General features: G+C 39.8%; 29 protein-coding genes and 1 tRNA gene. 18 read left to right on the forward strand and 12 right to left on the reverse strand.

The genetic code is table 11. The features are described 5' to 3' along the window. Positions 1–7: 7 nt before the first annotated feature. The 4 genes from ASL19_RS06515 to ASL19_RS06530 all read left to right on the forward strand — a co-directional run bounded on the left by ASL19_RS06515 (position 8) and on the right by ASL19_RS06530 (position 3,519). Positions 8–577: a DUF721 domain-containing protein gene (locus ASL19_RS06515; protein ID WP_057177718.1), complete on the forward strand. Its 570-nt coding sequence runs from the start codon at positions 8–10 to the stop codon at positions 575–577. Between the two features lie 174 nt (positions 578–751). After that, positions 752–1,426, forward strand: a complete 675-nt coding sequence (locus ASL19_RS06520; protein WP_057177818.1) for a heme oxygenase (biliverdin-producing) — start codon at positions 752–754, stop codon at positions 1,424–1,426. Between the two features lie 68 nt (positions 1,427–1,494). Further along, positions 1,495–2,877 (forward strand): oxygen-independent coproporphyrinogen III oxidase, encoded by a 1,383-nt coding sequence (gene hemN / locus ASL19_RS06525; RefSeq protein ID WP_057177719.1) that lies wholly within the window; start codon positions 1,495–1,497, stop codon positions 2,875–2,877. 12 nt (positions 2,878–2,889) lie between these two features. Next, positions 2,890–3,519: a phosphoribosylanthranilate isomerase gene (locus tag ASL19_RS06530; protein WP_057177720.1), complete on the forward strand. Its 630-nt coding sequence runs from the start codon at positions 2,890–2,892 to the stop codon at positions 3,517–3,519. Between the two features lie 10 nt (positions 3,520–3,529). Here ASL19_RS06530 and ASL19_RS06535 read toward each other — a convergent pair. Next, positions 3,530–3,610: transfer RNA gene (locus ASL19_RS06535), tRNA-Leu, on the reverse strand. Positions 3,611–3,821: 211 nt separating this feature from the next. Between ASL19_RS06535 and accC the strand changes: the two genes are divergently transcribed. After that, on the forward strand, positions 3,822–5,168 hold the full coding sequence (gene accC / locus ASL19_RS06540; RefSeq protein ID WP_006275705.1) for an acetyl-CoA carboxylase biotin carboxylase subunit: 1,347 nt from the start codon (positions 3,822–3,824) through the stop codon (positions 5,166–5,168). Positions 5,169–5,184: 16 nt separating this feature from the next. Here the strand turns inward: accC and ASL19_RS06545 are convergent, their stop codons facing one another. Next, positions 5,185–5,481, reverse strand: a complete 297-nt coding sequence (locus ASL19_RS06545) for a YggT family protein (protein ID WP_057177819.1) — start codon at positions 5,479–5,481, stop codon at positions 5,185–5,187. A 101-nt stretch (positions 5,482–5,582) separates the two neighbouring features. Here ASL19_RS06545 and psbX point away from each other — a divergent pair, with 101 nt between their 5' ends. From psbX to ASL19_RS06565, 4 genes are all read left to right on the forward strand, one after another. Then, complete coding sequence (psbX, locus tag ASL19_RS06550) at positions 5,583–5,702, forward strand: photosystem II reaction center X protein (RefSeq protein ID WP_006275703.1); 120 nt, start codon at positions 5,583–5,585, stop codon at positions 5,700–5,702. Positions 5,703–5,771: 69 nt separating this feature from the next. Further along, positions 5,772–6,662, forward strand: a complete 891-nt coding sequence (locus ASL19_RS06555; RefSeq protein WP_057177721.1) for a Ycf66 family protein — start codon at positions 5,772–5,774, stop codon at positions 6,660–6,662. A 64-nt stretch (positions 6,663–6,726) separates the two neighbouring features. Beyond that, positions 6,727–7,239, forward strand: a complete 513-nt coding sequence (locus ASL19_RS06560) for a TolB family protein (protein ID WP_057177722.1) — start codon at positions 6,727–6,729, stop codon at positions 7,237–7,239. A 13-nt stretch (positions 7,240–7,252) separates the two neighbouring features. Beyond that, positions 7,253–7,795, forward strand: coding sequence for a TolB family protein (locus ASL19_RS06565; RefSeq protein ID WP_057177820.1), 543 nt, complete (start codon positions 7,253–7,255; stop codon positions 7,793–7,795). On the opposite strand, the gene ASL19_RS06570 is transcribed toward ASL19_RS06565, so the two are convergent. After that, positions 7,792–8,805, reverse strand: coding sequence for a succinate dehydrogenase/fumarate reductase iron-sulfur subunit (locus ASL19_RS06570; RefSeq protein WP_181407064.1), 1,014 nt, complete (start codon positions 8,803–8,805; stop codon positions 7,792–7,794). The genes ASL19_RS06565 and ASL19_RS06570 overlap by 4 nt on opposite strands. Before the next feature lie 817 nt (positions 8,806–9,622). Here ASL19_RS06570 and ASL19_RS06575 point away from each other — a divergent pair. Then, the gene (locus tag ASL19_RS06575) at positions 9,623–10,084 is read left to right on the forward strand and encodes an AbrB family transcriptional regulator (RefSeq protein WP_057177724.1); all 462 of its coding nucleotides are present in this window, start codon (positions 9,623–9,625) and stop codon (positions 10,082–10,084) included. 58 nt (positions 10,085–10,142) lie between these two features. On the opposite strand, the gene frr is transcribed toward ASL19_RS06575, so the two are convergent. After that, positions 10,143–10,691, reverse strand: coding sequence for a ribosome recycling factor (gene frr, locus ASL19_RS06580; protein ID WP_006275696.1), 549 nt, complete (start codon positions 10,689–10,691; stop codon positions 10,143–10,145). Further along, complete coding sequence (gene pyrH, locus ASL19_RS06585) at positions 10,678–11,406, reverse strand: UMP kinase (RefSeq protein WP_006275695.1); 729 nt, start codon at positions 11,404–11,406, stop codon at positions 10,678–10,680. Before pyrH ends, frr begins: the two co-directional genes overlap by 14 nt. A 190-nt stretch (positions 11,407–11,596) precedes the next feature. Between pyrH and ASL19_RS06590 the strand changes: the two genes are divergently transcribed. Continuing rightward, positions 11,597–12,478: an alpha/beta fold hydrolase gene (locus ASL19_RS06590; RefSeq protein WP_057177725.1), complete on the forward strand. Its 882-nt coding sequence runs from the start codon at positions 11,597–11,599 to the stop codon at positions 12,476–12,478. Between the two features lie 6 nt (positions 12,479–12,484). Here the strand turns inward: ASL19_RS06590 and ASL19_RS17455 are convergent, their stop codons facing one another. Continuing rightward, positions 12,485–12,685, reverse strand: a complete 201-nt coding sequence (locus tag ASL19_RS17455; protein WP_141303925.1) for a hypothetical protein — start codon at positions 12,683–12,685, stop codon at positions 12,485–12,487. 122 nt (positions 12,686–12,807) lie between these two features. Here ASL19_RS17455 and ASL19_RS06595 point away from each other — a divergent pair, with 122 nt between their 5' ends. Genes ASL19_RS06595 through ASL19_RS06610 form a run of 4 tightly spaced genes read left to right on the forward strand, consistent with a single transcriptional unit; the run spans position 12,808 to position 16,324 of the window. Then, positions 12,808–13,719 (forward strand): alpha/beta fold hydrolase, encoded by a 912-nt coding sequence (locus tag ASL19_RS06595; RefSeq protein WP_235528944.1) that lies wholly within the window; start codon positions 12,808–12,810, stop codon positions 13,717–13,719. Between the two features lie 39 nt (positions 13,720–13,758). Beyond that, on the forward strand, positions 13,759–15,399 hold the full coding sequence (locus ASL19_RS06600) for a radical SAM protein (RefSeq protein ID WP_057177726.1): 1,641 nt from the start codon (positions 13,759–13,761) through the stop codon (positions 15,397–15,399). A 25-nt stretch (positions 15,400–15,424) separates the two neighbouring features. Beyond that, positions 15,425–15,871 (forward strand): SRPBCC family protein, encoded by a 447-nt coding sequence (locus ASL19_RS06605; RefSeq protein ID WP_006275691.1) that lies wholly within the window; start codon positions 15,425–15,427, stop codon positions 15,869–15,871. Positions 15,872–15,877: 6 nt separating this feature from the next. After that, positions 15,878–16,324: a DUF29 domain-containing protein gene (locus ASL19_RS06610; protein ID WP_057177727.1), complete on the forward strand. Its 447-nt coding sequence runs from the start codon at positions 15,878–15,880 to the stop codon at positions 16,322–16,324. Positions 16,325–16,347: 23 nt separating this feature from the next. Here the strand turns inward: ASL19_RS06610 and ASL19_RS06615 are convergent, their stop codons facing one another. From ASL19_RS06615 to ASL19_RS06635, 5 genes are all read right to left on the reverse strand, one after another. Continuing rightward, a complete protein-coding gene (locus tag ASL19_RS06615) occupies positions 16,348–16,950 on the reverse strand; it encodes a hypothetical protein (RefSeq protein ID WP_057177728.1) in 603 nt (200 codons plus the stop codon). A 12-nt stretch (positions 16,951–16,962) separates the two neighbouring features. Next, a complete protein-coding gene (locus tag ASL19_RS06620) occupies positions 16,963–17,721 on the reverse strand; it encodes a class I SAM-dependent methyltransferase (protein WP_057177729.1) in 759 nt (252 codons plus the stop codon). Positions 17,722–17,758: 37 nt separating this feature from the next. Then, positions 17,759–18,406, reverse strand: coding sequence for a hypothetical protein (locus ASL19_RS06625; protein ID WP_057177730.1), 648 nt, complete (start codon positions 18,404–18,406; stop codon positions 17,759–17,761). Positions 18,407–18,454: 48 nt separating this feature from the next. After that, positions 18,455–19,537, reverse strand: a complete 1,083-nt coding sequence (gene hrcA / locus ASL19_RS06630) for a heat-inducible transcriptional repressor HrcA (RefSeq protein ID WP_006275686.1) — start codon at positions 19,535–19,537, stop codon at positions 18,455–18,457. Between the two features lie 288 nt (positions 19,538–19,825). Then, positions 19,826–20,173: a rhodanese-like domain-containing protein gene (locus ASL19_RS06635; protein ID WP_057177731.1), complete on the reverse strand. Its 348-nt coding sequence runs from the start codon at positions 20,171–20,173 to the stop codon at positions 19,826–19,828. Positions 20,174–20,249: 76 nt separating this feature from the next. Here ASL19_RS06635 and ASL19_RS06640 point away from each other — a divergent pair, with 76 nt between their 5' ends. Next, positions 20,250–21,905, forward strand: coding sequence for a DUF3352 domain-containing protein (locus ASL19_RS06640; protein ID WP_057177822.1), 1,656 nt, complete (start codon positions 20,250–20,252; stop codon positions 21,903–21,905). An 88-nt stretch (positions 21,906–21,993) separates the two neighbouring features. Continuing rightward, positions 21,994–22,767, forward strand: a complete 774-nt coding sequence (gene cysE, locus ASL19_RS06645) for a serine O-acetyltransferase (protein WP_006275683.1) — start codon at positions 21,994–21,996, stop codon at positions 22,765–22,767. A 104-nt stretch (positions 22,768–22,871) separates the two neighbouring features. On the opposite strand, the gene ASL19_RS06650 is transcribed toward cysE, so the two are convergent. Continuing rightward, complete coding sequence (locus ASL19_RS06650; RefSeq protein WP_057177732.1) at positions 22,872–24,770, reverse strand: ATP-binding protein; 1,899 nt, start codon at positions 24,768–24,770, stop codon at positions 22,872–22,874. A 312-nt stretch (positions 24,771–25,082) separates the two neighbouring features. On the opposite strand from ASL19_RS06650, the gene ASL19_RS06655 reads away from it, so the two are divergent. Then, the gene (locus tag ASL19_RS06655; protein ID WP_006275681.1) at positions 25,083–25,625 is read left to right on the forward strand and encodes a hypothetical protein; all 543 of its coding nucleotides are present in this window, start codon (positions 25,083–25,085) and stop codon (positions 25,623–25,625) included. Positions 25,626–25,629: the final 4 nt, after the last annotated feature.

A 25,629-nucleotide genomic window follows, 5' to 3' on the forward strand; every position in this document is an offset into this window, starting at 1 on the left:
ATTCTAGATGTCGTTAAAATCCGTTAATCAAATTCTAGGGATTCTCCAAATAGAGTCCAGGTGTCAAGAAGAACCTTTGCTCAAGTTACTTAATTTTTGGCCGGAGGTTGTTGGTGTGAAAGTCTCTCGGGAAACTCGTCCCCTGTCCATACGGCGTCATGTTTTGTGGGTAGCAACTTCCAGTGCTGCTTGGTCACAAAATTTAACTTTTGGACGCTATGCCATCCTATTGAAGTTAAATCAGCGGTTAAGCCAATTGCAAATTCCTGCTTTAACAGATATTCGATTCTCAACTGCACAATGGAATGAAATAGCACAAAACCAAACACAAGAAACTGTCTGTGGACAAGAACATCCCAGCTATTTAGCACAGAGCAATAATATTAATTATACTAGTCAAATTGCTCAACCAGTGGTTTCAGTTAAAATGGTTTTTGAAAACTGGTTCAGGACTAAACAAGTCCAGGATAGTCATTTACCTTTGTGTCCCCAATGTCAGTGTCCATCCCCACCAGGGGAACTGGAACGCTGGACTATTTGTTCTCCCTGTGCTGCTAAGGTGATGGAGCGACTGTAGTTAAACTACAAAATGAGGAAATGCTATGGAATAAACTCTAAAGAAATATGAATATCTTTAAACTAATCAAGAAGTTTCATAGTTAAATATTTTATGATGACTATTAAAGATGTGCTTCCAACCAAGCAAGACCATTCATCTCTCTTAGTGCACAAAAATTGGAGGGAAAAACTAATGGGCAATAACTTAGCGGTAAAACTTCGCTCCGGTACTCAAAAAGCTCATACGGATGCAGAAAACGTGGGTTTTATGAAGTGTTTCGTCAAGGGGATTGTAGACAAAGAATGTTTGGGAAAATTTTTGGGCAATCTGTATTTTGTCTACGGTGAACTAGAAGCTGCAATTGCTAAACATCAACAACATCCTGTAATTAAGGTAATGTATTTTCCCCAACTAAATCGTCTTCCATCCTTAGAAAAAGATATGTTATTTTATTATGGTGATCTCTGGTCTAGTTACCTAAAACCATCCTTAGCTACTCAAAAATATGTTGCTCGTCTGCAACAACTTTCTAGCCATCAACCTGCTCTACTATTAGGTCATGCCTATACCCGTTATATGGGTGATCTTTCCGGTGGACAAATGTTGCAGAAAATTGCTCAGTCAGCTTTACAACTCTCTGGTTATGAGGGAACTGAGTTTTATAATTTCGAGCAGATTCCCGATAAACAGGTTTTTAAAAACCAGTATCGCCAAGCATTAGATCTTGTACCGGTGGATGAGACAACTGCTGATCAAATTGTCGCTGAAGCTAATTATGCTTTCTATCTCAATATGGAGATAGTGAAAGAGTTGGAACCTATATTAATGACCAAATTGGGTCAAGCTAACTATAATCAGCTAGTTTGATCTAGCAACACTCAAAATTAACTTATGCGTAAATCCTTCTCCCACGCAAGAATAATTCAGAGGTTTTTATGGTTTTCGTTTTACCAGGTGTCAAATTTGATTTGGACTTGATTCAAAAATATGACACTCGCGCTCCTAGATACACTAGTTATCCACCCGCTACAGAATTATCTGAAACATTTACAACTCAAGACTGGGAAATGGCTATTTCTCATTCTAATCACCGTCATACCCCCCTGTCTTTATATTTCCACATTCCTTTCTGTCAAACTCCTTGCTATTTTTGCGGTTGTAATACGGTCATCTCTCATAACAAGAAGATTGCTGAACCTTATGTGAATAATTTAGCTCAGGAAATAAAAAACACTTCTCGTCTTATTGATACAAGTCGCCCTGTTCTTCAAATTCACTGGGGTGGAGGTACTCCCAATTATCTGGAAATACGTCAAGTCGAATTTCTATGGGAAACTATTAATCGCTATTTCTCTGTTGATGCAAATGCGGAAGTTTCTATTGAAATTAACCCCCGTTATATCAATAGAGACTATATTAACTCTCTGCGAAGTATTGGCTTTAATCGCATTAGCTTTGGTATCCAAGACTTTGACCCCCAAGTACAACTAGCAGTTAACCGAATTCAACCAGAAAAAATGCTGTTTGATGCTATGAACTGGATTAAACAAGCCAATTTTTCTAGTGTGAATGTGGATTTAATTTATGGTTTACCTTACCAAAATTTACAAGGTTTCCAAGAAACCCTCACCAAAACCATTGCTCTTGACCCAGACAGAATTGTTGTCTTTAATTTTGCCTATGTCCCCTGGATGAAACCAGTGCAAAAAAAAATTGACCCTACTACTCTACCCACCGCTCAAGAAAAACTAGACATCATGAAAATGACTATTGAGCAGTTGACTAGTCACCAATATCTGTTTATTGGTATGGACCATTTTGCTAAGCATAATGATGAATTGGCGATCGCTCAGGTTAATGGTACTTTAAAACGAAACTTCCAAGGTTATACCACCCATGCAGAAACTGAACTGTTTGGTTTTGGCATCACTGCTATCAGTATGCTAGATAATGCATATTCTCAAAACTCTAAGGATTTGAAGCATTACTATCAATCTGTGGAAATGGGCGCAGTTCCCATCAGTAAGGGAATTCAATTAACTCCAGATGATATGATCAGACGGGATGTAATTATGTCTATTATGTCTCATTTCTGTCTACGCAAGTTGGAGATTGAAGCTAAATATCACATCAATTTTGATCAGTATTTCCATGAGGAACTCCTAGAATTAGGACGTCTAGAAAGGGATGGACTGGTAAATTTATTCGCTGATGAAATACAAGTCACGGATATTGGTAGATTGTTAGTGAGAAATATTGCTTGTCACTTTGACGCTTATAGTAAAATGAAGGAGTCTAAATTCTCCCGCACTATATAATTTACTATTTCAATGCGAATTAAAATTTGCGGTATCACTCAACCACAACAATCTTTGGCAATTACCCAACTGGGTGCAACTGCTTTAGGTTTTATTTGTGTACCTAGTTCACCCCGCTATGTCAGTATAGAACAGATTAACCTAGCTACTTCCCATATACCTGACCATATTGATAAAATTGGTGTGTTCGCAAACAGTACCATTTTTGAAATTACCAAAGTGGTCAGTTCATCAAGTTTAACCGGTGTACAATTACATGGGGACGAAACACCACTGTTCTGTGAGGAACTACGTCAAGTCCTGCCTAACATAGAACTAATTAAAGCCTTTAGGGTAAGGAGCTGGGAACAGCTAGAAACCACCCTCAACTACACCAGTGGTGTGGACACATTTCTATTGGATGCTTATCATCCCCAACAGTTGGGAGGAACAGGCAAAACTTTGGATTGGCAAGTCCTACAATCGTTCCGCCCCGCCCTTCCCTGGTTTTTAGCAGGAGGATTAACTCCAGATAATGTTCTTACCGCCCTTACTCAAATCCACCCAGATGGTATTGACCTCTCTAGTGGAGTAGAGCGATCGCCTGGGGACAAAGATCTAGACAAGGTGGCTCTTTTATTTTCTCGAATCAATCAACTTTAACAGGGCATTATGCGGATGGCGAGACTCGAACTCGCAAGGCAATGCCACACGCACCTCAAGCGTGCGCGTATACCAATTCCGCCACATCCGCACGATTGCCTAGAAACAAACTATAGCATAGTAAATTGACAATGGCAAATGTTTTTTGAAAAGTTTTGTAAACAAGTTCTGGCAAAGATTTTCTGGGATTTTCTTCTTCCCCGTGATCATAAAAATCATGGGAATTAATATAATATAACAGCGTCAATTCAAGCAGATGGGAGAAAATGTGAATCCACTGGTAGTAATATGGTAACTAAAAAATGAAGTTTGACAAGATTTTAATTGCCAATCGGGGGGAAATAGCCCTTCGTATTCTCCGGGCCTGTGAAGAAATGGGAATTTCCACAGTTGCTATTCACTCTACCGTTGACCGTAATGCTCTACACGTTCAATTGGCTGATGAAGCGGTTTGTATTGGTGAACCAGCTAGTGCTAAAAGTTACTTAAATATTCCCAACATTATTGCAGCAGCCTTAACCAGGGGTGCAACTGCTATTCACCCAGGTTATGGTTTTCTCGCAGAAAATGCCAGATTCGCGGAGATTTGTGCAGACCACCAAATTGCATTTATTGGCCCTACACCAGAAGCAATTCGCTTAATGGGGGATAAATCCACAGCCAAGGAAACCATGCAAAAGGCTGGAGTTCCCACAGTTCCCGGTAGTGATGGACTGGTGGAAACTGAAACCCAAGGACTGGCGATCGCTCACCAGATAGGTTACCCTGTGATGATCAAGGCCACTGCTGGAGGTGGTGGAAGGGGTATGCGTCTTGTGCGTAGTGAAGATGAGTTTATTAAGCTGTTCCATGCAGCTCAAGGAGAAGCTGGCGCCGCTTTTGGTAATGCTGGTGTCTATATAGAAAAATTTATCGAACGTCCCCGACACATCGAATTTCAAATCCTGGCGGATAACTATGGTAATGTCATCCATTTAGGAGAAAGGGACTGTTCTATTCAGCGTCGTAACCAAAAGTTATTAGAAGAAGCTCCTAGTCCTGCTCTGGATGAAGATCTACGTGAAAAAATGGGACATGCAGCTGTGAAAGCAGCACAGTTTATCAACTACACAGGTGCTGGAACCATTGAATTTCTCTTAGATAAGTCAGGTCATTTCTACTTTATGGAAATGAACACCCGGATTCAAGTAGAACACCCAGTGACTGAAATGGTCACCGGTGTGGATCTTCTGGTGGAGCAAATTCGTATTGCTCAAGGTGAAAGACTCAAATTTGACCAGGATAAGGTCACCCTCCAAGGCCATGCTATCGAATGTCGCATCAATGCTGAAGACCCAGATCATGACTTTCGTCCATCACCTGGTAAAATCAGTGGTTACTTACCACCAGGAGGACCAGGGGTAAGAATTGATTCTCATGTTTACACAGATTACCAAATCCCTCCCTACTACGATTCCCTGATTGGTAAATTAATCGTCTGGGGACCTGATCGCCATACAGCTATTAATCGTATGAAACGGGCCCTAAGGGAATGTGCAATTACCGGATTACCTACAACCATTGGATTTCATCAAAGGATTATGGAACATCCACAGTTTTTACAAGGTCAGGTTTACACCAGTTTCATACAGGATATGAAACTTCCCTAGTTGTTGTTGATAGTAACTACCCATTTAATCGTGCCGCCATGGTCAGTAATCCTTGCTGACCTAGTAAAAACTCCCTTACCAAGCTGAAGATACCTACCCAAATAATGGGAGTGATATCCACACCACCAAGAGGTGGTACAATTCTTCTGAGTAGGATCAAAAAAGGTTCGGTTGGCCAGGCAATTAGACTAAACGGTAACTGTTTAAGACTCACCTGGGGATACCAAGTCAAAATGATCCGGAAAATAAATAAAAAGGTCATGACACCCAGAAGGGGTCCAACAGTCCAGGAGATCAGGTCAACACCACTCATAACACTAGTCATGACTATTAGTTAAATCCAATAGTACCACAATTGAGTTCATTCTTTGCTAAAATCAGGATGAATTGTGTAAAAAAATCAGGTTAAGAATTATGACACCCTCTTTAGCAAATTTCCTTTGGAGTCTACTTTGGGGTACTGCTATTGTAGTTATCCCTGCTACCGTAGGTTTGATTTTTATCAGCCAAAAAGATAAGGTCCAACGCAATTAGACAATGTAGACAGGTTAACTAATGACTGATGAACCCTCATCAGTCATTGATATCACAAGGAAAAGAGCAATGATAAATTTTGGGATCAATGGGACTGGTCTTCTAGCTCAGGTAAATTTCGGGGCTAATTCAGCTAGTGTGCTGGGAATTTTTCTAGCAGTAGCTGGAGCAGCACTGTATTTCCTACGTACTGTGCGTCCCGAACTTTCACGGGATCAGGATATATTTTTCGCCGCTGTTGGACTATTGTGCGGGTTTATTCTTATCTTTCAAGGGTGGCGACTTGACCCGATTTTGCAATTTGGCCAGTTGCTGTTGGTTGGCTCTACAGTATTTTTTGCAGTTGAAAGTATTAGGTTAAGGAGTATTGCTACTCAACAAGCTAAACGTAATACGCCCATTGTAGATGATGAGCGGGAAGTTAGTAAAAAATATTCTTATTCTCAACGTCGTAATTATCAAGCAGAAGTAGATGAAGATCTAGATCCACTACCATACTACGAAGAGGAAGAAGTGGAACCCCCCCAACGTCCTAGAATTCGCGGTAGTCGGGATGATCGTCCCAGTCAAGAGAACTACGAAGACACTCCCCAAAGGACACCACGTCGTAGTGGTCGGGAACAACCAGATTCACGAACTAAAAAAGGCCGCACTGGTTATGGAAGCTCCTCAAACCGTCCTAATAGTTATGAGTCTGATGAAAATTGGGGCGCTCCTCCTAGACCAGTTGATGACTGGGAATCTCCCCGTTCAGAAACCAGAAAACCGTCTCGTCCTCGTAAACCTCAATCTCCAGAATTTCCTCAGAATGAACCCCCCACCAGACCAAGAAGGCGTCGTCCCCCCGTGGAGTCTTTTATGTCTGATGAGCCCATTAATGCTGATTATGTACCCTATAATCCCATAGAAACACCAACCCGAAAACCAGATAATTCTGATGATTTGGATGATATTAGTTAATTACGCGTAATTTGAATCTGCTGTGCATCTAATTCGGTTCTTTTTTCCCCCTCCTCACTTTTTCATGCAAGTCCTAATTTTGGCACTGGCTATTTTACTGGTCTCTTGTGGCACTGGTGAAGTGAGGATGGATATTTTTTCGGTCAATACCCGCTATACAGAACAGGATCCTGCTTTGAGTGGTGATGGAAAGTTTCTAGCTTTTGTTTCTAATCGTAGTGGTAGTCAGCAGTTATTGGTCTATGATTTGCAAAATCAAGGCTTTGCTCCCATTTCTGGTTTAAACCGACGAGAAACTATTGTGGAAAATCCTAGTCTTAGCTACACTGGTCGTTATATTTGCTATTTAACAAGCGATCGCGCTAAACCAGTGATAGCTCTTTATGACCGGGTTACAAAACGGTCACAAGTGTTAACTCCCACATACGGGGGTTGGATTAAAAATCCGGATATTAGTCCTGATGGGCGTTATATTGTCTTCCAATCTGCTGGTCGTGGACAATGGGATATTGAAGTTTTAGATCGTGGACCAACTGTGGAGTTAGATATTCCTAATGGTAGGGCGGTGGGAAATTAGTCTGAAGGGTGGTATGTTATATAATTTACATAAGTTATCTAGGTCATCTGCCATTTTACTCTTGAGCTTGGTTTTGATCTCAGGTTTGTTAGCTGGATGTTTTGGTTACCCGCGAATATTAAGTTATCCTTTTGACTCTGGTGGTCGTGGTTTAAACAGTTTAGCTTCTGAGTTTAACCCACAGATTAGTGGTAGATATATTGTGTTTGTTACTGACCGTGGGGGTAGCCAAGATGTGTATTTATTTGACACAATTACTAGGAGTCTAGTAGATTTACCTGGACTGAATACCTTTGACACCATGGCTGACCATCCTGCGGTAAGTCAGGATGGTCGTTATGTTGTTTTTGCTGCTAGTCGTCAAGGAAAATCTGGCATTTTTCTTTATGATAGAGAAACACGCCAATCTCGTAACTTAACCACCAATTTAGTAGCTCAATTCCGCAATCCCACCATTAGTGCTGATGGCAATAGAATTGCATTTGAGTTCACCAATGATGGACAATGGGATATTTTGGTTTGTGACCGATTTGGTCAAAAATTAAATATATCCTAATGTGATTTTGATTCCTCCTTTTGGATGGACTCTATAAGAGATCTTACTTCCTGGGTACCTGCTGATGGCTCAAAGGAAAGAGGAAACTTGCCTCGGACTAACATTCTTAAACCCAGGGGAGCTAGAGAAAGTAGTCCTTTGAGATCGCGAAAATAATTGCCAACCACTTGTACTCCAAACTGACGCTCATCTATCCATCCTCCCTGTTTAACTAAATCTACCAGTACCTTACGGTGGCGAATAGAACGACTTTCATTAGCTTGTTTACGTTCTAAAATCTTTTGTTTGATTTTGTTGATTTGTGCTAAAGGTTCTACTCCCATGGGACATACAGAATCACAATAGAAACAGCGAGTGCAACCCCACACACCTTGAGTTGTATGATTATATTCTTCCAAGCGATTTTCTTGATTGTCATCACGGGAATCTGCTACCATACGATAGGCTTTAGCTAAAGCATGGGGACCAACAAAATCTGGGTTGACCTGACGAGCATTACACTCGGAATAACATGCACCACACATAATACAATTTCCCGTCTGGTCTAAAAGCGATCGCTCCTGGGGGGTTTGAAGAAATTCCCTTTCTGGGATTTGTCGTGCTGCTGTACTAATATATGGTGTAACCGCCTCCAGATTATCCCAAAAACTGGTCATATCCACCACCAAATCCTTAATTACAGGCATATTTCCCAGGGGGGCGACGGTAATTGAATTAATGGTATGATGATCCACCGGGTAAACAGAAGCAGAAATATTTGTTAACCTAGCCAGTTCGCTGCCAACATTTTCTTTGCAAGCTAAAGCGGAACGTCCATTAATCACCATAGCACAGCTACCACAAATAGTATTACGACAGTTTTTGCGGAATGCCAAAGTTCCATCTTGTTCCCACTTAATACGATTAAGACAATCCAAGATTGTATTTCCGGGATCCACCTGTAGATTATAGGATTGAACCACGGGAGTAGAATTGGGTTGCTGACGAATAATCTGCAAAATAACTTCCATATATAAGGCTCCTGTTTTATTTTTAAAAAACCTGGCTGCTCCATCTAACCCAGATTGCCAGATAATAATCAATAGACTCATCCTTATTATATAAATATAGATCCAGGAGCATAAACCTCAGAAAAAATGCCCGCGACTTTTGCGATGACTTGATAAATGACCCCTCTGGGGGAGATGTCTAATGGATAGATAATAAATTGTAAATTGTTTTTTCAATTAAAGAAATATTTTGCTACTATTGATTCATGATAGTATTTGATATGAAACTGCACCAAGAGCAGGACTAACAGTCGTACAAGTGCGGTTGATAGTGCTTTGTTGATAAACAGACTGGGAGAATTTTCTAAATTTTCCAGGTCAGATCAACGGGTGTATGTGCTTTAGAGAATACTGGGTTCTAGCTCAAGATGGGGAGTGGGTACCAACCTACAACTCAACAGCAAGAACTAAAAGTGAAAACCCTGCGACTTATCGTATCTACCACTTTTTAGGAGTGGAACTAGCCCAATTTGCAAAGGTGCCTTAAAATTACACCACTGGCATTACATCACTTTGGGAGCGCCCAAAAATTAAGGTCAGTTTTTGCTGATGGTGAATAATGGTTGAAAGTGTTGTAGAATCACCTCATAAATGTCCCTGGATAAACCTCTCACAGAGCGAATAACCCAAATGAAGGTGACAGGGCTGATAATATAAGCAGGTAATTCACAGTTAAACTGCAAGTTTTAAGTAGCTATGAACATTGGCTGCAAGCTAAATGTAAAACTAGACTACTTTACATGATCTGTTTGCATAGATTAAGGGAATTTTGAGCATAATGACTGAAACCGCAAGTGCCCCATTAACAGGAAAAGCATTGCTGTCTAGGGTAAAAGAACTTTCCAATTTACCCCGCCGAGAAAGAGCAAAGCAATGTGGGTATTACACCGTAACTAAAAATAATCAGGTGCGTGTTAACCTCACGGATTTTTATGATGCTTTGTTATCTGCTAGAGGTATTCCCCTCAGTCCAGAATCAACGAAAGATGGAAGAGGAAGAGAACCAACCTATCGTGTAAGTGTCCATCAAAACCGTCAAATTGTCATTGGTGCTACTTACACCAAGGCCATGGGTTTAAAACCCGGAGATGAATTTGAAATTCGTCTGGGTTATAAACATATTCACCTGATTCAACTAAGTGAAAGTGATAAAAAACTACTATCTTCCGAGACTGATGGTGATGATGACAGTTTAGAAACTGATGATGATGACGATTTAGACAGCGATGAAGAGGAATAAATTCCAATAGGAGTGGGGGTTATGGGGTTTTTAGAGATCTCATGACCCCCCACCCCATCTACACTGTAGTAATATCTTTCTCCTTTTCTGCAAGCAATTCATCAATTTTCGCAGTATATTTGCTGGTGATCTTTTGCAATTTGTCCTGCTGATCCCGGGATTCGTCTTCTGAAACCTCCCCCGCTTTTTCCTGCTTGCGGATTGAGTCTAGAGCATCACGTCGAATATTGCGAATTCCTACCCGACCTTCTTCAGCATACTTGGCAGCTAGTTTAACTAATTCTTTACGCCGGTCAGATGTTAAAGGTGGTATGTTTAGGCGAATCACAGAACCATCATTACTAGGAGTTAGACCTACATCAGACAAGGAGATAGCCTTTTCCACTATATTCAGACTGGTTCTGTCATAGGGTTGGATGAGAATAGTTGTTGCATCCGGTGTAGTAATGTTGGCCAGGGATTTCAGGGAAGTAGGGGATCCATAATAGTCGACTTGTACTTTATCTAGCAAACTAGCATTGGCACGACCGGTGCGAATGCTGTTGAAAGCTCTTTGCGTAGCTTCAACGGTCTTATTCATTGTACTTTCAGCTTCAGCTAATTTCACAAGAACCTCCCACAAGAGTACCAATAGATTCTCCCATGACTGCGCGACGGATATTTCCCCGTACCGTTAAGTCAAAGACGAGAATTGGAATATTATTTTCTTTACATAGGGCAATTGCGGTACTATCCATCACTCGCAAATCCTCCGCCAAAACGTGACCATAGGTGAGGGTTTTATAGCGTTTGGCGTCGGAATGAACTTTAGGGTCTGCGTTGTAGATACCGTCTACCTTAGTAGCCTTAAAAATCACATTTGCTTCGATTTCCGCTGCTCTTAAAGCAGCAGTGGTGTCCGTGGTAAAGAAAGGATTTCCTGAACCCGCACCAAAAATTACCACTCGTCCTTTTTCTAAATGACGGATGGCACGACGACGGATATATGGTTCAGCCACCTCTTGCATGGCGATCGCAGTTTGTACTCTTGTTTGTACTCCTATCCTCTCTAGGGAGTCCTGTAGAGTCATGGCATTCATTACTGTGGCAATCATTCCTATATAATCAGCAGTTGCCCTGTCCATACCTGCTGATGCTGCTTTAACGCCCCTAAAAATGTTGCCACCACCAACCACGATAGCGACTTGAACACCAGTGGCCACGACCTCTGCTAATTCTTGAGCTATTCCCTTGACTACTTCTGGATCAATGCCATAGCCCAAGTTGCCCATTAAGGCCTCACCGCTCAGTTTCAGTAAAACCCGTTGGTAATTCGTTCCCATGAAGTTACGCTTTATGAAATAAGTTGCAATTGCCTCCAATTTAAGATAGCAGTAGAGTGGCAATCTGTGTCTAGTCCTAAATTGATTTTTGTAACTTATTGTTATTTTTACATTTATAGTTTATGATTTGTAATTTGTAACATTATTTAAACCCATTTTTTTGCCTTGGCAGTTTTTGAGCTGACAACCTATGAATTCTACCACATTCACATCTACAAAAACTTGGTTTTGGCAAGGACTACCTATATCCTATCAAATGCAAGGGACTAAAGGACCAGCGGTAATTTTAGTACATGGATTTGGTGCTTCTTGGGGACACTGGCGCAAAAACATACCTGTCCTTGCGGAAACTTGTCAGGTGTACGCTATTGATTTAATTGGTTTTGGAGCTTCTGCTAAACCCCAACCCAATGAAAAAATCACTTACACCCTAGAAACTTGGGGAAAGCAAATAGTTGACTTTTGTCAACAAGTAGTAGGCAAGCCCGCATTTTTAGTTGGTAACTCTATTGGTTGTATTGTAGCAATGCAGGCAGCCGTTAGCAGTCCGGATATAGCTTTATCAATTGCTTTACTAAATTGCTCCCTGAGATTATTACATGACCGCAAACGGCAAAATTTACCCTGGATTAGGCGGGTAGGAACCCCCCTGTTACAAAAATTCCTATCTATTAAATCCATTGGCAACTTCTTTTTTAGTCAACTAGCTCAACCCAAAACCGTCAAAAGAATTCTTTTGCAAGCTTATAATGTTAAAGAAGCAGTTACGGATGAATTGGTAGATATTTTGATGAAACCAGCAAGAGACCCTGGTGCTGCTGATGTATTCTTAGCCTTCACCAACTATTCCAGCGGACCCTTACCGGAGGACTTGTTACCGATATTACCTTGTCAGGCAATCATTTTATGGGGAACGGCTGACCCCTGGGAACCAATCGATCTAGGTAGGGAGTTAGCCAATTTTCCCCAGGTGCAAAAATTTATTCCTCTGGAAGGAGTGGGACATTGTCCCCAGGATGAAGCTCCTGAATTGGTAAATTCTCTTTTACAAGAGTGGATCCATAGTTACTGAATTTGACTAGTCGCAGCATCTGTCATCATATCCACAGTTATTATTACAGGAAGAATTGTAATAATATACTCTGTGGTCATGACGATGCCACGGACGGTAATGACCATGGTAGGGGAATTTTTTCCAATGTCCACCCCCAGAAATTAGTTGTTGTTCTTCCACAGACAACTCTGGTAGGATATGGGATAGGGTATTTGGTTTTAACATGACATACTCCAGTGTTAATGATAAACCAGACTTAATGATTAAAAGGTGTTACATACCTATAGTTTATTTATAAGAAAGTCAGCGCCCAAATTCATAATGCCAAAGTTACAATCTGATAACTAATGACTACCTCTTGGGACAGAATGATTTTTTTGCCGTCAGCTATTGAACAACTCTCGGAACCAACTTCTGTAGCTTTAGCTCAAAGTATCCAAATTGAGGAGATGATTACTCCTTTAAGTCCCCAACCAATTAGGACTAGCTATGTCGTCCAGGGTAGTGGGAACACCCCCATATTATTAATTCATGGTTTTGATAGTTCGGTTTTGGAGTTCCGCCGACTTTTGCCCTTGTTAGCTCCTACCCATCCAACTTGGGCGGTAGATTTGCTGGGGTTTGGTTTTACCGAAAGACAACGGGATATTGGGTATAGTCCTGCTGCGATTAAAACCCATCTGTATCATTTTTGGAAAACCCTTATTGGTCAACCTGTGATTCTGCTAGGAGCTTCTATGGGGGGCGCAGCAGCTATTGATTTTGCTCTTACCTATCCTGAATTGGTACAAAAGCTAATCTTAATTGATAGTGCTGGTTTAAAAGGGGGTTCGGCTTTAAGTAAATTAATGTTCCCCCAACTATACTCATTAGCAGCAGAGTTTTTGCGTAATTCCCAAGTGCGCGATCGCATTTGCCGTTCTGCTTACAAAAATCCCAATTTAATTAATGATGACACCTTATGTTGTCGTGACCTGCACATAGAAATGGCAAATTGGAAGGAATCATTAATTACCTTTACCCAAAGTGGTGGTTATCAAGCCTTTAAATTAGAGGAGTTAGGGAAAATTGGGCAACCAACCCTAATTTTATGGGGAGACAGTGATAGAATACTAGGGACGAAGGATGGGGATAAATTTAGACAAGCAATTCCCCAAAGTCAATTAATTTGGATTCCCGACTGTGGTCACATTCCTCATGTAGAAAAGCCAGAAATTACGGCACAGCACATTTTAGATTTTACTGGTAAAATATTGTGATATAATGGTAAGACCAGTAGAACAAACTATTGCACATCTGTGACACCATCCGTATTTGAGTCCGAACGTCTGTTATTTACCCCAGCTCAACCCAGCACTAATCCTATCCCTGTGATTTTTGCCTTCCCCAATGAATACACTGTGGGTATCACTAGTCTTGGTTATCAGGTGGTATGGGCAACTTTAGCAATGCGCAATGATCTACAAGTAAGTCGCTTATTTACCGATGTGCAAGAACCTCTCCCTAGACAAGCGGAAATTATTGGTTTTTCCATGTCCTGGGAATTGGATTATGTGAACATCTTGCAGATTTTAGAGTCTTTACAAATTCCTGTACGTGCAAGTAATCGGGGTTTGGAATATCCGCTGGTTTTTGGTGGTGGTCCGGTTTTAACTGCTAATCCCGAACCCTTTGCTGATTTTTTTGATGTGGTGCTATTGGGTGATGGAGAGACTTTATTAGAGAGTTTTATTGATTGTTATAAGCAAGTTAGACAAGCTCCTAAAAGTGTTCAACTTAGAACCTTAGCTCAAGTACCGGGAATCTATATTCCCAGTTTATATGATGTTGAATATTGGGGTGAAGATGGGGAAATCAAGGCTATTTACCCTCTGGAGGTTGATATTCCTCCCCTTGTTCACAAGCAGACCTATAGAGGAAATAATCTTTCGGTTTCCACAGTGGTGACACAAAAAGCAGCATGGGAAAATATTTTCATGGTGGAGGTGGTGCGCAGTTGTCCGGAAATGTGTCGGTTTTGTTTAGCCAGTTATTTAACTTTGCCCTTTAGAACCGCCAGTTTGGAAGGTTCTTTAATTCCTGCTATTGAACAGGGTTTAAAAATTACTAATCGTCTAGGTTTACTGGGTGCATCTGTAACTCAACATCCAGAATTTTCTGACCTTTTGGATTATATTAGTCAACCTAAATATGATGATGTGCGATTGAGTGTTGCTTCTGTAAGAACCAATACGGTTACCCAAAAATTAGCTCATACTTTAGCCACAAGAGATTGCCATTCTTTGACCATTGCTGTAGAGAGTGGTTCAGAAAAACTCCGCCAGATTATTAATAAAAAATTAGATAATAAAGAAATTATTCAAGCTGCTATTAATGCTAAAGCTGGGGGTTTATCAGGGTTAAAATTATATGGCATGGTGGGTATTCCCGGGGAGGAACCTGAAGATTTAGATGCTACGGTGACTATGATGAGAGATATAAAAAAGGCTACCCCCGGATTACGATTAACTCTAGGATGTAGCACCTTTGTTCCTAAGTCCCATACTCCGTTCCAATGGTTTGGAGTTAACAAGAGTGCGGAAAAGAGGTTACAGTTCTTACAAAAACAACTAAAACCCCAAGGTATAGATTTTCGTCCCGAAAGTTATAATTGGTCTGTGATTCAGTCTTTGTTGTCTAGGGGAGACCGTCGTCTTTCTTATTTGTTAGAACTAACCCGTAATTTTGGTGACTCTTTAGGAAGTTATAAACGAGCATTTAAGGAATTAAAAGGTAAAATTCCCGATTTAGACTTTTACGTTCATAGTCACTGGTCACCCCAGCAAATCCTCCCTTGGAATCACCTACAAGGACCATTACCACCATCTACCCTAATTAAACATTTAGAAATAGCAACTAGTCATTTTCGTTCTCTTTCCCCACTTAAAGTCAACAGGTAGAAAAAATTCAATTTAGGTTTTATTCATGTTACACTTTTCTCATTCTTCAATTATTAATGCACCAGTCCAAGTAGTTTGGGAATTCCATGAGAGACAGGATGTTTTGAAGCTCCTTACTCCTCCTTGGCAACCTGTGCAAGTGTTGCGTCGGGAGGGGGGACTCAATAAAGGTGCTATCACAGAATTTAGATTGTTTGTGGGGGTACTACCCCTGACCTGGTTAGCGCGTCATACTGAATGTGAGAAATATCGACTGTTTACTGACGAACAGGTGTCAGGACCTTTTGATTCATGGGTACATCGTCATGAGTTTATGGAAGAAAATGGTCAAACAAGATTAACTGATAATATTAAATATTCTCTCCCCGGTGCTGAAAGACTAGAATTAATAGGTGGGTGGGTGGTTCAAGTGCAATTGGAAGCAATGTTTCGCTACCGTCATTTTATTACTAAACGGGAATGTGAGGTGTAAATAATCATGTATAGCAGTTCTGAAAATTTACACTTGCTTTATGATATAGATGAGAATTTATGGTTGGAAAAAACAATTGTTTTGCTCAAAGAAAAACGGTTTTATGACTTGGATTTACAGCATTTGGTTGAGGAGCTAGAAGCATTGAGTAAAAGAGATAAAAATGCTGTAGCTAGTCTTTTGGAGCAGATTATTAGGCATCTTTTATTATTGCAATATTGGCACGAGGAGTCTGAAATTAATAGAAATCATTGGCAAACAGAAATTGTCGGTTTCCGGAACCAACTTGAGAGATTATTAACAACTAACTTGCACAATTATCTTTATACTGAACTAGAAAAGATATACCAAGGTGCTTTCAGATATGTGCGACAGAAAACTAGATTTGAGGTTAGTTTCCCTCAAGATTGTCCTTACTGTTTAGAACAGCTTTTGAATCAAAGTTATTTTTAAAAACACAGGTATGCTGTTTATTATTAACAGTTTTTGATCATCCAAACCAAAAAACCTAAAATCACCTCCACTGGAGGTAAAGGATAGTCTGTTAAATCAATAGTAACAACGGAACCTTCCAGTTGTAAAAATCGCCATTGTGTACCGCTGCTAATACAACCATATACTGTGGAAACTTGTCGGTTACATGCTTGATTAAATCTCTGTGCAGCTACCATTTCCGCTATACATTGCCCAATTCCAACCTTTAAATCCGCCTTCTTTGCTTCTATAATTACCATAGCAGGTGCTTCGATAGCTAACTGCTCCGCTGATTTACTAATGAGAAAATCACAAAATCCAGTTAGTCCTATTCCAGGATCAACGCTAAATTCCTCCCCAGAAAAAATGCTGATCTGGCGATCAAATATACGCCTCAGCTCTAACAACACCGGGTTAATAATTACCTCAGAACGAGCTTTTTCCGTATCAACTGCGATCGCCCATGGGATATCTTCTAAAATTGCTAGCAATTTTTGACTAGGTACAATTGGGTCAATATCTGGGGGAAAAAACCGGACGCCTTCAGTAACTGTAAGGTCAAACTGTTCTTTGACTTTACTAAATGTGAACTGACTGTATGGCATAGTTCCTAGTCTCTAGCGATAAAAACACAATAGCTCTGTAGTATCTAAATTGTCACAATAAACCGGTGTGAAGTTGCTAAAACCCAGTTTTTGAGAGATGGTTTGAAACCAAGACTGAGTTTCAGGAAAATCACTGGATGAAATATGATTTTCTACCATTGTATACTCTTGGGGGTCAATTAAAGACCAGTCCCTTTTCACATTCCCTAAATAACGTTGTATATAACTTTCCCGATCTTCCTTTTCTCGACGGATGATGTCAATAAGGATGAAAACTCCATGGGGATTTAACAGGGTTCTGATATTATTAATTATCCGTTCTTTTTCCTCCGGTTGCAAATGGTGAAGAGCGAAGGATATGAGAACAACATCAAATTTGTGGGTTCCATCTTGGACTAAATCATTGGTGAATTGCCAACAGTCTGCTGACACAAGTTTTCTCTCGCATCCAATTAGGGCAATGTTTTGTTCAGCATCCACCAACGCAGCTGTGGATACGTCTACACCTGTATATTCAGTAATTTGGGTGTTTAATAAAGCTCCACTAGTGAAACTGGCATCCCCACACCCTAAATCTAGCATAGTAAAGGGTTTTGACCATTCAGCTAATAATTTGTGTAGCACATCATATATTTCCTGATGTCCCATGTAATTATTGTTTAATACCTTTTGATAAACTTCCCACTGTCTATTGAAAAACTCTTTAGCTGAGAAGCTTTCATCTTGACTAGGTTGTGATTTCTTAATATCTGTTTTTTCGTTGATCTGCATATATTTTATCTATTTTATCAACTGTTGACCTCCGGTATTATTGGGAGGTTGATTCTTTTATGGGTGGTCTAACACACAAATAAACCAAAGGACCAAAAAGGGGAATCAAGGCAAATAACCACCATAATCGATGATTGTGCCAACCCCGTCGCGTCATGTCATCTCCCAATAGTATGGGAAATAATAGACTCAGTAGCAAAAAATCCAGGGTCATTACATGAATAAATCTATTGGTTTGCCATTGATGAACAAAATCAAACCCATCCCCTCTCCACCCATATCCTACCAAAACCAGTGCTGCTAAAGTTAATAAAATTCCTGTCCATCGAGAGTCGAAATTTTTTAAAAACCAGTTTTTATCCCCCGTAAATTCTGGGTTTTCTGCTCTTAAAGCTAAATAGGGCAAAATGGCAAAAGCACCAACGCCAAAGGATGCAAACGCAAATGGCCAAGCCACTATTTTTTGTCCCCTTCCATCAAAAAACAAGACTGCACTATACACCAAAGGCCAAATTCCCATTAAATAAAATAGGGCGATAATCACAGGATTAATACCTTGCCAATTTCCTATACACAGGTTTTTGATTAGCTCTACAGTTAAGGGAAAGTTATCAGGGGGAGCAAGGAAAAAGGCGTAGCTGACAAACCCTAGCCATATTGCCAATAACATGATTCTTCTGAACATTTTGTCACGCCTCTACACACCAATTAAAACCATAACATCAATAGCAAATCAATAGTAGTTAAATGCTTCCGAAAGATATGCTGCTGCTGCTGCTACCACTGCAATGGCATTTTCATAGTCTAACCTAGTTGGTCCCAAAACTCCTACCCTTCCAACAGGTACTGTACCCCTACGATAACTAGAAAAAATTAGGGAGCAGGTTCTCATAGGTTCTAAGGGATTTTCTGTGCCAATGCGCACTGTTACCTTGGGTTGACCAGTTTCTTCTATCTCCGGTTCGTCACATATTAATTTCCATAGTTGTTCTTGTTCTTCTTCTAGGAGATGCATTATTGTTTGTACTTGCTGCACCTGGGAAAATTCCGGTTGTCTTAATACCTCTCCCACACCCCGCACCATAATTTGGCTATTTGGTGGATTGGATGCACGCTTGAGTAATTCTGTCAAGGACTTTTTCAACAGTTCTCCATAACTTTGAAATTCCCGATCTAATTCACTCCAATTCATATTGGCTAGATCTGATAAGGTATAGTTACGCAAGCTGGTATTTAAAAAGTTAGAAAGTATTTGTAGTTCTCTGTCAATCGTTTCTGCTTCCAGTTGATTTACACCCGATTCTGGGAACAAGTCCACCACTTTGGAATGGGTTTCATATCCATCAGTGACCACAATCACCATGACTTTTCCCGTTTCCACTTGTAAAAGTTGTAAGTGTCTGATTTGGGTAGTGTTAGCTTGTGGCATGGTAATTAGGGTAATACAGCCACTTAAAGTCGCTAAAATCTGTGCCGCACCCTGTAATAAGGCTTCTAAACTCCAATCATCCCAAGGTAGTCGCTGCTGTAAGGTGGATTCCACTTCCTTGACTAAAGCTGCTGACGGTTTCATCAGCTGATTCACATATATACGATAACCTGAATCCGAGGGAATCCTACCCGCAGAAGTATGGGGTTGGTACAATAAACCCGATTTCTCTAAAACGCCCATCACACTACGAATAGTGGCAGAACTAATACCAAGGTCAAACTCTTCAATTAAAGCTTTTGAACCAACTGGCTCCGCCGTGGCAATGTAATGTCTTACCGTTGCCCATAGTATATGTTGTTGTCGATTGGTCAGCTGGACTTGCATAAAGTATATTTTGGTGAAGGCGTATTTTAAGGGGTGCAAAAGTTTGTCTCGCGACACGGACAAGGGAAAAATAAAGGGAAATTAAAAATCTATTACTTTAACAAACCTAAAGTCTAACAAGTTGCAGTACCTGTCTATATTTGTATTACTTATACTGGATCACCCATATCCAACCATTCTACAATCTTCCCATAAATTTTCTACAAAAGTTTGTGCTTGCTGATACAAAAAGCTACCTTTTAATGGGTAGCAAGATGATGAAGCACTTCCTATCTGTAAACACAGTGTTTAATATCGAGGTATGGAGTTATCGACCAAGAGAGAATAGGCATCTATCCCACCTACAATATTACTAACGTCTCTAAATCCCTGAGATAAAAGCCATTGGCACATTTGAGCAGATCTTGAACCATGGTGGCATAATACCAGGGTTTCCTTAGAAGTATCAAAACGGGTGGAAATTTCTCCTTGCCATTGATTATATTCACTCAGGGGGAGATTGACAAAACCAGAAATTTGTGCTATGGCAATCTCTTGTGGTTCTCGCACGTCTAGTAACTGTAAATTTGAACCATCCTGGATTAAACGTTGTTGTAGTTCTTGAACTCGAATTTCTTTAAAAGATTGATTAGTCATCGTAACATAATTGTTAAACTGCCAACTCAAATTATACTATATGGTGGCGACAAAAAAGCGGGAAAGTAGGTTAAAAGTGAATAATTTGAACGCGAATTATCAACGCTTATCTTTTGGTTGGATCTTGGCTGGTATTATTACTTTGCTGTTAATTGCTACTACTGGCTTATACTGGCTCCCCCATACAAGTAAGACTATTACCCCCATTTCTCAACCGGGGGCTAGTATGTTTGTTTCTCGAACATCACCTGCAATGATATCTCTACTGGTTAATCCCCAGGAGTTACAATCTTTAGACCGGGAATTTACTCAGGCGATCGCCAAATTATTGGCAAAAAATATAACTAATGATATTCAATCCTGGTTAGGTAAGGAAATTAGCTTGGTTGTTACCACTGGGGATCTAGACCGTAACCCAGATAATGGCATGCAACCGGGATATTTAATGATATTGGAAACGGAGGATCCAACTGAAAGCCGGGAGTTTATTAAATTATTATTTTCTCAAAGAGCTTTATTAGGAAAAACACTAGAAGTTGCAAAATATAATGGTACAAAGTTGGTTTATGATCTGCCCAGTGAAAACAAGTTAATATCCAGTCAATTTTCGGGGTTTGAAATCAACAGTTCTTTAGCTGGTGCGGTTGTAGGTAAATATGTTTTGTTTGCCAATGATATCAAGGTTTTAAAAGAGTCAATTAATAATGTTCAAGCTCCGAATTTGAATTTAGTCAGTTCTCCCAAATATCAAAAAGCTATTCAAGAACTGCCTAAAAATGCCCTAGCTCTGGGATATTTTAATTTACCATATTTGGCAAGATGGCAAAATTTAGAGTTTCCAGAAACATCAAGTTCTGCCAACTATGATAGTCAGCTTCTTTCCTTAGTGTTAAATCCTGATGGTTTGTTGGTAGAAACTGGATTTTTTAACCCATCCCCGGTTCCTAACCAAGCATCTAGGGCAAGGTTAAATAATGCTGTGAATTATCTTCCGGAATCTGTTGGTTTAGCAATTATTGGCGCTAATCTCCAGGAGGAGAGTAGTATAAATAAACTTTGGCAACAAGCAACAACTACTATTTACGGATCCCCAACTACAGGTACTCGTAGGTTATTACCACATTTGTGGGAAATTCAAGAACAATTAGGAATCACCTTGGCCAATGATATTTTCAGTTGGATAGATGGCGAATATGCTCTGGGGATTTTTCCTAGTTTGGAGGATAATACTCATTGGACCTTTATTGTGGAAAATTCCCCCAGTCTAATCCAGGGGATTGCTCACTTAAATACTGTAGCTGTAAAACAGGGATTTAATGTTAGTTCGTTCCCATTAAATGACCAAACAATTTTTGCATGGACAAAACTAAAATTCCTTAATAAAGTTGTAGATGCACAAATCATAGGTCTTCATACAACAGTTGATAACTATGAAATTTTTGCTTCCGATATTTTAACAATGGAAAAAATCCTCACCCATCAAGAAAATCCCCTTACCCAAAACCGCCAATTTAAGACAGCTGCTGGTCATAGATCACAAACCAACCAGGGTTATGTGTATATGGACTGGCAAAAAAGTCAAAGATTTCTCGAAAGTCAACAACCCCTAGTTCCATTGGGGGAATTGTTCGCTCAACCACTTTTTAAAAACTTGCGATCGCTCACAATTAACAATTATGGTCAGAACCCAGGGATGTGGAAAGGTGGAGTGTTTTTCCAGCTTAAAGATTAAAGACTTTGACCAATATTTTTCACCAGAGTTGGAAATCTAGTGCCCTATGATTTAAAATAAGAAAGTAGCTTTTTTGGATAATATCTCGATGCTATCTACACTGCGTGACGATTTTCGTATTATCTTTGAACGGGATCCAGCTGCTCGCAACTGGTTGGAAGTTTTATTTTGCTATCCGGGTTTACAAGCTCTCATCTTCCATAGAATAGCACATACCCTACATACCATGGGTATTCCCCTAATTCCCCGTCTCATTTCCCAGATAGCTAGATTTTTCACGGGTGTGGAAATACATCCAGGTGCGGTAATTGGTAAAGGAGTATTTATTGACCATGGTATGGGAGTGGTGATTGGAGAAACTGCCATTGTGGGTGATTATGCTCTTATATATCAGGGTGTAACCCTAGGTGGTACGGGTAAACAAAGCGGTAAACGTCACCCCACCCTGGGAGAAAACGTGGTTGTTGGTGCGGGTGCTAAGGTGTTAGGTAATCTCCAAATAGGTAGTAATGTTCGTATTGGTGCAGGTTCGGTAGTACTCAGGGATGTACCATCCAATTGTACTGTTGTTGGTATACCAGGGAGAATTATCTATCGTTCAGGGGTGCGTATTGCTCCCTTGGAACATAATAATCTACCTGATTCTGAAGCAGAAGCAATTCGAGCTTTAGTTAATCGTATCGAAATGCTAGAGGAAGAAATCAAAAATCTCAAAGACCCAATTCCATCTTTCCCTAGTTATCTGAAGAGCCCAGTTTTAGTGGGTAAACTAATAGCAGATCAAGAATCACCTAGGGAACAGAAACTCTGTCATATTCGCGATAAAGCCATACAAGAATTTTTGGATGGTGCGGGTATTTAGTTATCAAAAATTTGGGTCTAAAATGTGCAAATATGGTTGACTTCTCCTGAACCCCCGTGTCTTTAGACCGGGGAGTCAAATAACACTTAAATTATTGGGTCAACCTAACTACTAATAAGCAGAGAAATATCTATAAGTGGTAGAATAATCTTAACCGTTGTTCCCCGATTTAAACCCAAACTTTCCAAAGTAATTTTCCCCCCCATTAATTCAATCAAATTGCGGGAAATAGCTAATCCTAAACCCGTTCCCTCAAATTTGCGCGTGGTCGTACCATCTACCATCACAAAGGGACGAAATAATTTTTGCTGCTGCTGTGGATCTATACCTATACCAGTATCCACCACGGAAATAACCACATATAATTTACTATGTTGTTTGATAACTTTAGTGCTAATTGTAATACTTCCTTCTTCAGTGAATTTAGTGGCATTACCAATAACATTGATCAGCACCTGTTTGAGTTTGATTCTATCACCCTTAATAGGGATAACTTGCTCTGATATTTCACATTTTAATTGCAGTCCCTTCTTTTGCACGTTGACTGATTGTAAATTAATTACTTCTAGTAATAATTGGCGTAATTCCAACGGAATCATCACCACCGAAAGTTTACCAGCTTCTATTTTAGAAATATCTAACAAATCATTAATAATCCCTAAAAGATGAATTGCTGTATCATCAGCTTTTTTTAAAAACTCTAATTCCTCCTCCTTATCGTCACATAAACCATCTCTCACTAAACGCACACAGTTAATAATAATATTGAGGGGATTTCTCAATTCATGGGATGTGTTGGCTAAAAACTGACTTTTGACGGTGTTAGCTGATTTAGCCTCCTTCCAAGCCATTTCTAACTCTTCTGTCCATGCTTTCAGTCGTTCCACCATTTGATCCAGTGCTTGAGCTAATTGATTAAACTCCTTAATTCTAAAATTGCGCGGAATTGGTTGTACTGCATGATGACTGTGAATATTTAAAGCATAGTCCCTTAACTCCTCTACAGGATCTGCTAACAAAGGTGCCAAATACAAGGAAACCAATAAACTAGCACCTACCAAACCAACTGTTAAAGCAATAAGTATCAGTTTAATCTGATCTAATCCTAAAAGAGCATCTCTAACACTAGCAACAGCTAATATCACCCATTTTTCCTGTCTTTGTTTAGTAATAGGATTGGGAATAGCTGTATACCCAGCTACCGAGTCCTCTCCGTCGCTAAAATGAAAATTTATGGAGTTATTATTACCCTCAAGAGCATCTTTAATAACTCCTTTTAGCTGCTGCAAATCTGTATATTTATTAATATTAGTTCCTATGGTTTCTAAAGATGGATGGGCCAGAATAGTCCCGTCTTCACTAATCACTACTAAAGCACCAATGAGAGAACCTCGTTGATTTTCCATTTGTCGGTGTAGTGTAGTTTTAATAATTAAAACATAAGCCAAATTTCCCCGCTGATTATACACTGGTGCTGACAAAACTAATTCCAGTTGGTTTTCTGCAGGACGTTTACCAGTAATTCCCGATTTCAATGGTAAAACTGGTGTAATGTGAACCTGATGACTAATTCCACCAGAAAATTGACTATTAATCCATGACATACTATTTTCTATCAAAGGTTGATCGCCACAGCTACTAGCAATCACCGGATTCCTATCATCCCTATTATCAAGATGATTGAGTTGAATACAATCAATTTGATTGGGCAATAATCTCTCTATTTGCTTGATTAATTTTTCCACTTCTATAACTGACCCCGATTTTATCGCTTGAGTCTGAGTAGCTGTCAGTAAATTGGTTTCTAGGGTGGCGATCGCATCTGTAATTTTCTCTCCTTTATTAATCGCACTATCAATTAAATTTTGCCGAACATTATTTAGCAAGCTTGAACGTGCTTTATTCAGTGCGGCTATTTCCCCAATTAATAAAACCGGAACAAAGACCAGTAATATTCTGGTTACTAAAATTCGTCTAAAGGAAGATTGACGGAGTTTAACCATCGCAGGACTCACTTCCAAAAATGTATACACTATCATCGCTACGGTACAACACTTGCCATATCAGATTCAACACTGCTGCAACGCCACAAAAATTAAAAATCTATCTACCAGTTCATATAGTGCTTTCCAGTTCTGGTAATTTTCATCCGGATATTAAGTTTTTTTAACAATCGGTTGAATACTGGTTAATTAATACCGCTCAAGGTGCTATCTTTTGGCAAGGACGTTAATTATCCGTATTTTCAAGTGTGTTCCCACCTTGTAAATACTCACTTTAACTTACACTGCTTCTACTGAGAGTGTGTCAAATTTATGTCTCAACAATTGCCCGCACCCAACCAATTCGGGAAATTACCCACCGAAGCTCAATTAGAAGAAAAACTAATGCAGGATGTGTTAATACTATTATCTAGTATGTTTCAAAGGGAAGAGTCCACTATTAAACTAATCTTGAATTGTCTTTATGATATCGGTGCTAATAATCTAATTAACCAAAAGTTTCGCTACGGTACTATAAATAAGCTCTTAAAATGGATCTCGAAAACATCCAAACCCGCATTCCGGATGATTGCTTGGCAATGGTTCAAAAAAAATTGCCCCCAACTCATTGCTGACTGGTTACATACCCAAATAGAGTTTAAACCCCCCCAACCTACACCCTTACCAAGTCCTAGGGTGGAAGTAATTAAAGATATTAATTCCCTACCTCCCATGACTCAAGACCAAATTTATGAAGTTAACCATGAAGTAACACAACTCCGCTCCCAGGTCAAACTATTAAGGGGTATTTTGGTCGGTCTAGCTACCGTATTAACCGCTAGTTTTATGTGGGCTGGCTATATAATAGAACATTAACTCC

The sequence above is a fragment of the Cylindrospermopsis sp. CR12 genome (genome assembly GCF_001432185.1).
Classification (GTDB): domain Bacteria; phylum Cyanobacteriota; class Cyanobacteriia; order Cyanobacteriales; family Nostocaceae; genus Raphidiopsis; species Raphidiopsis raciborskii.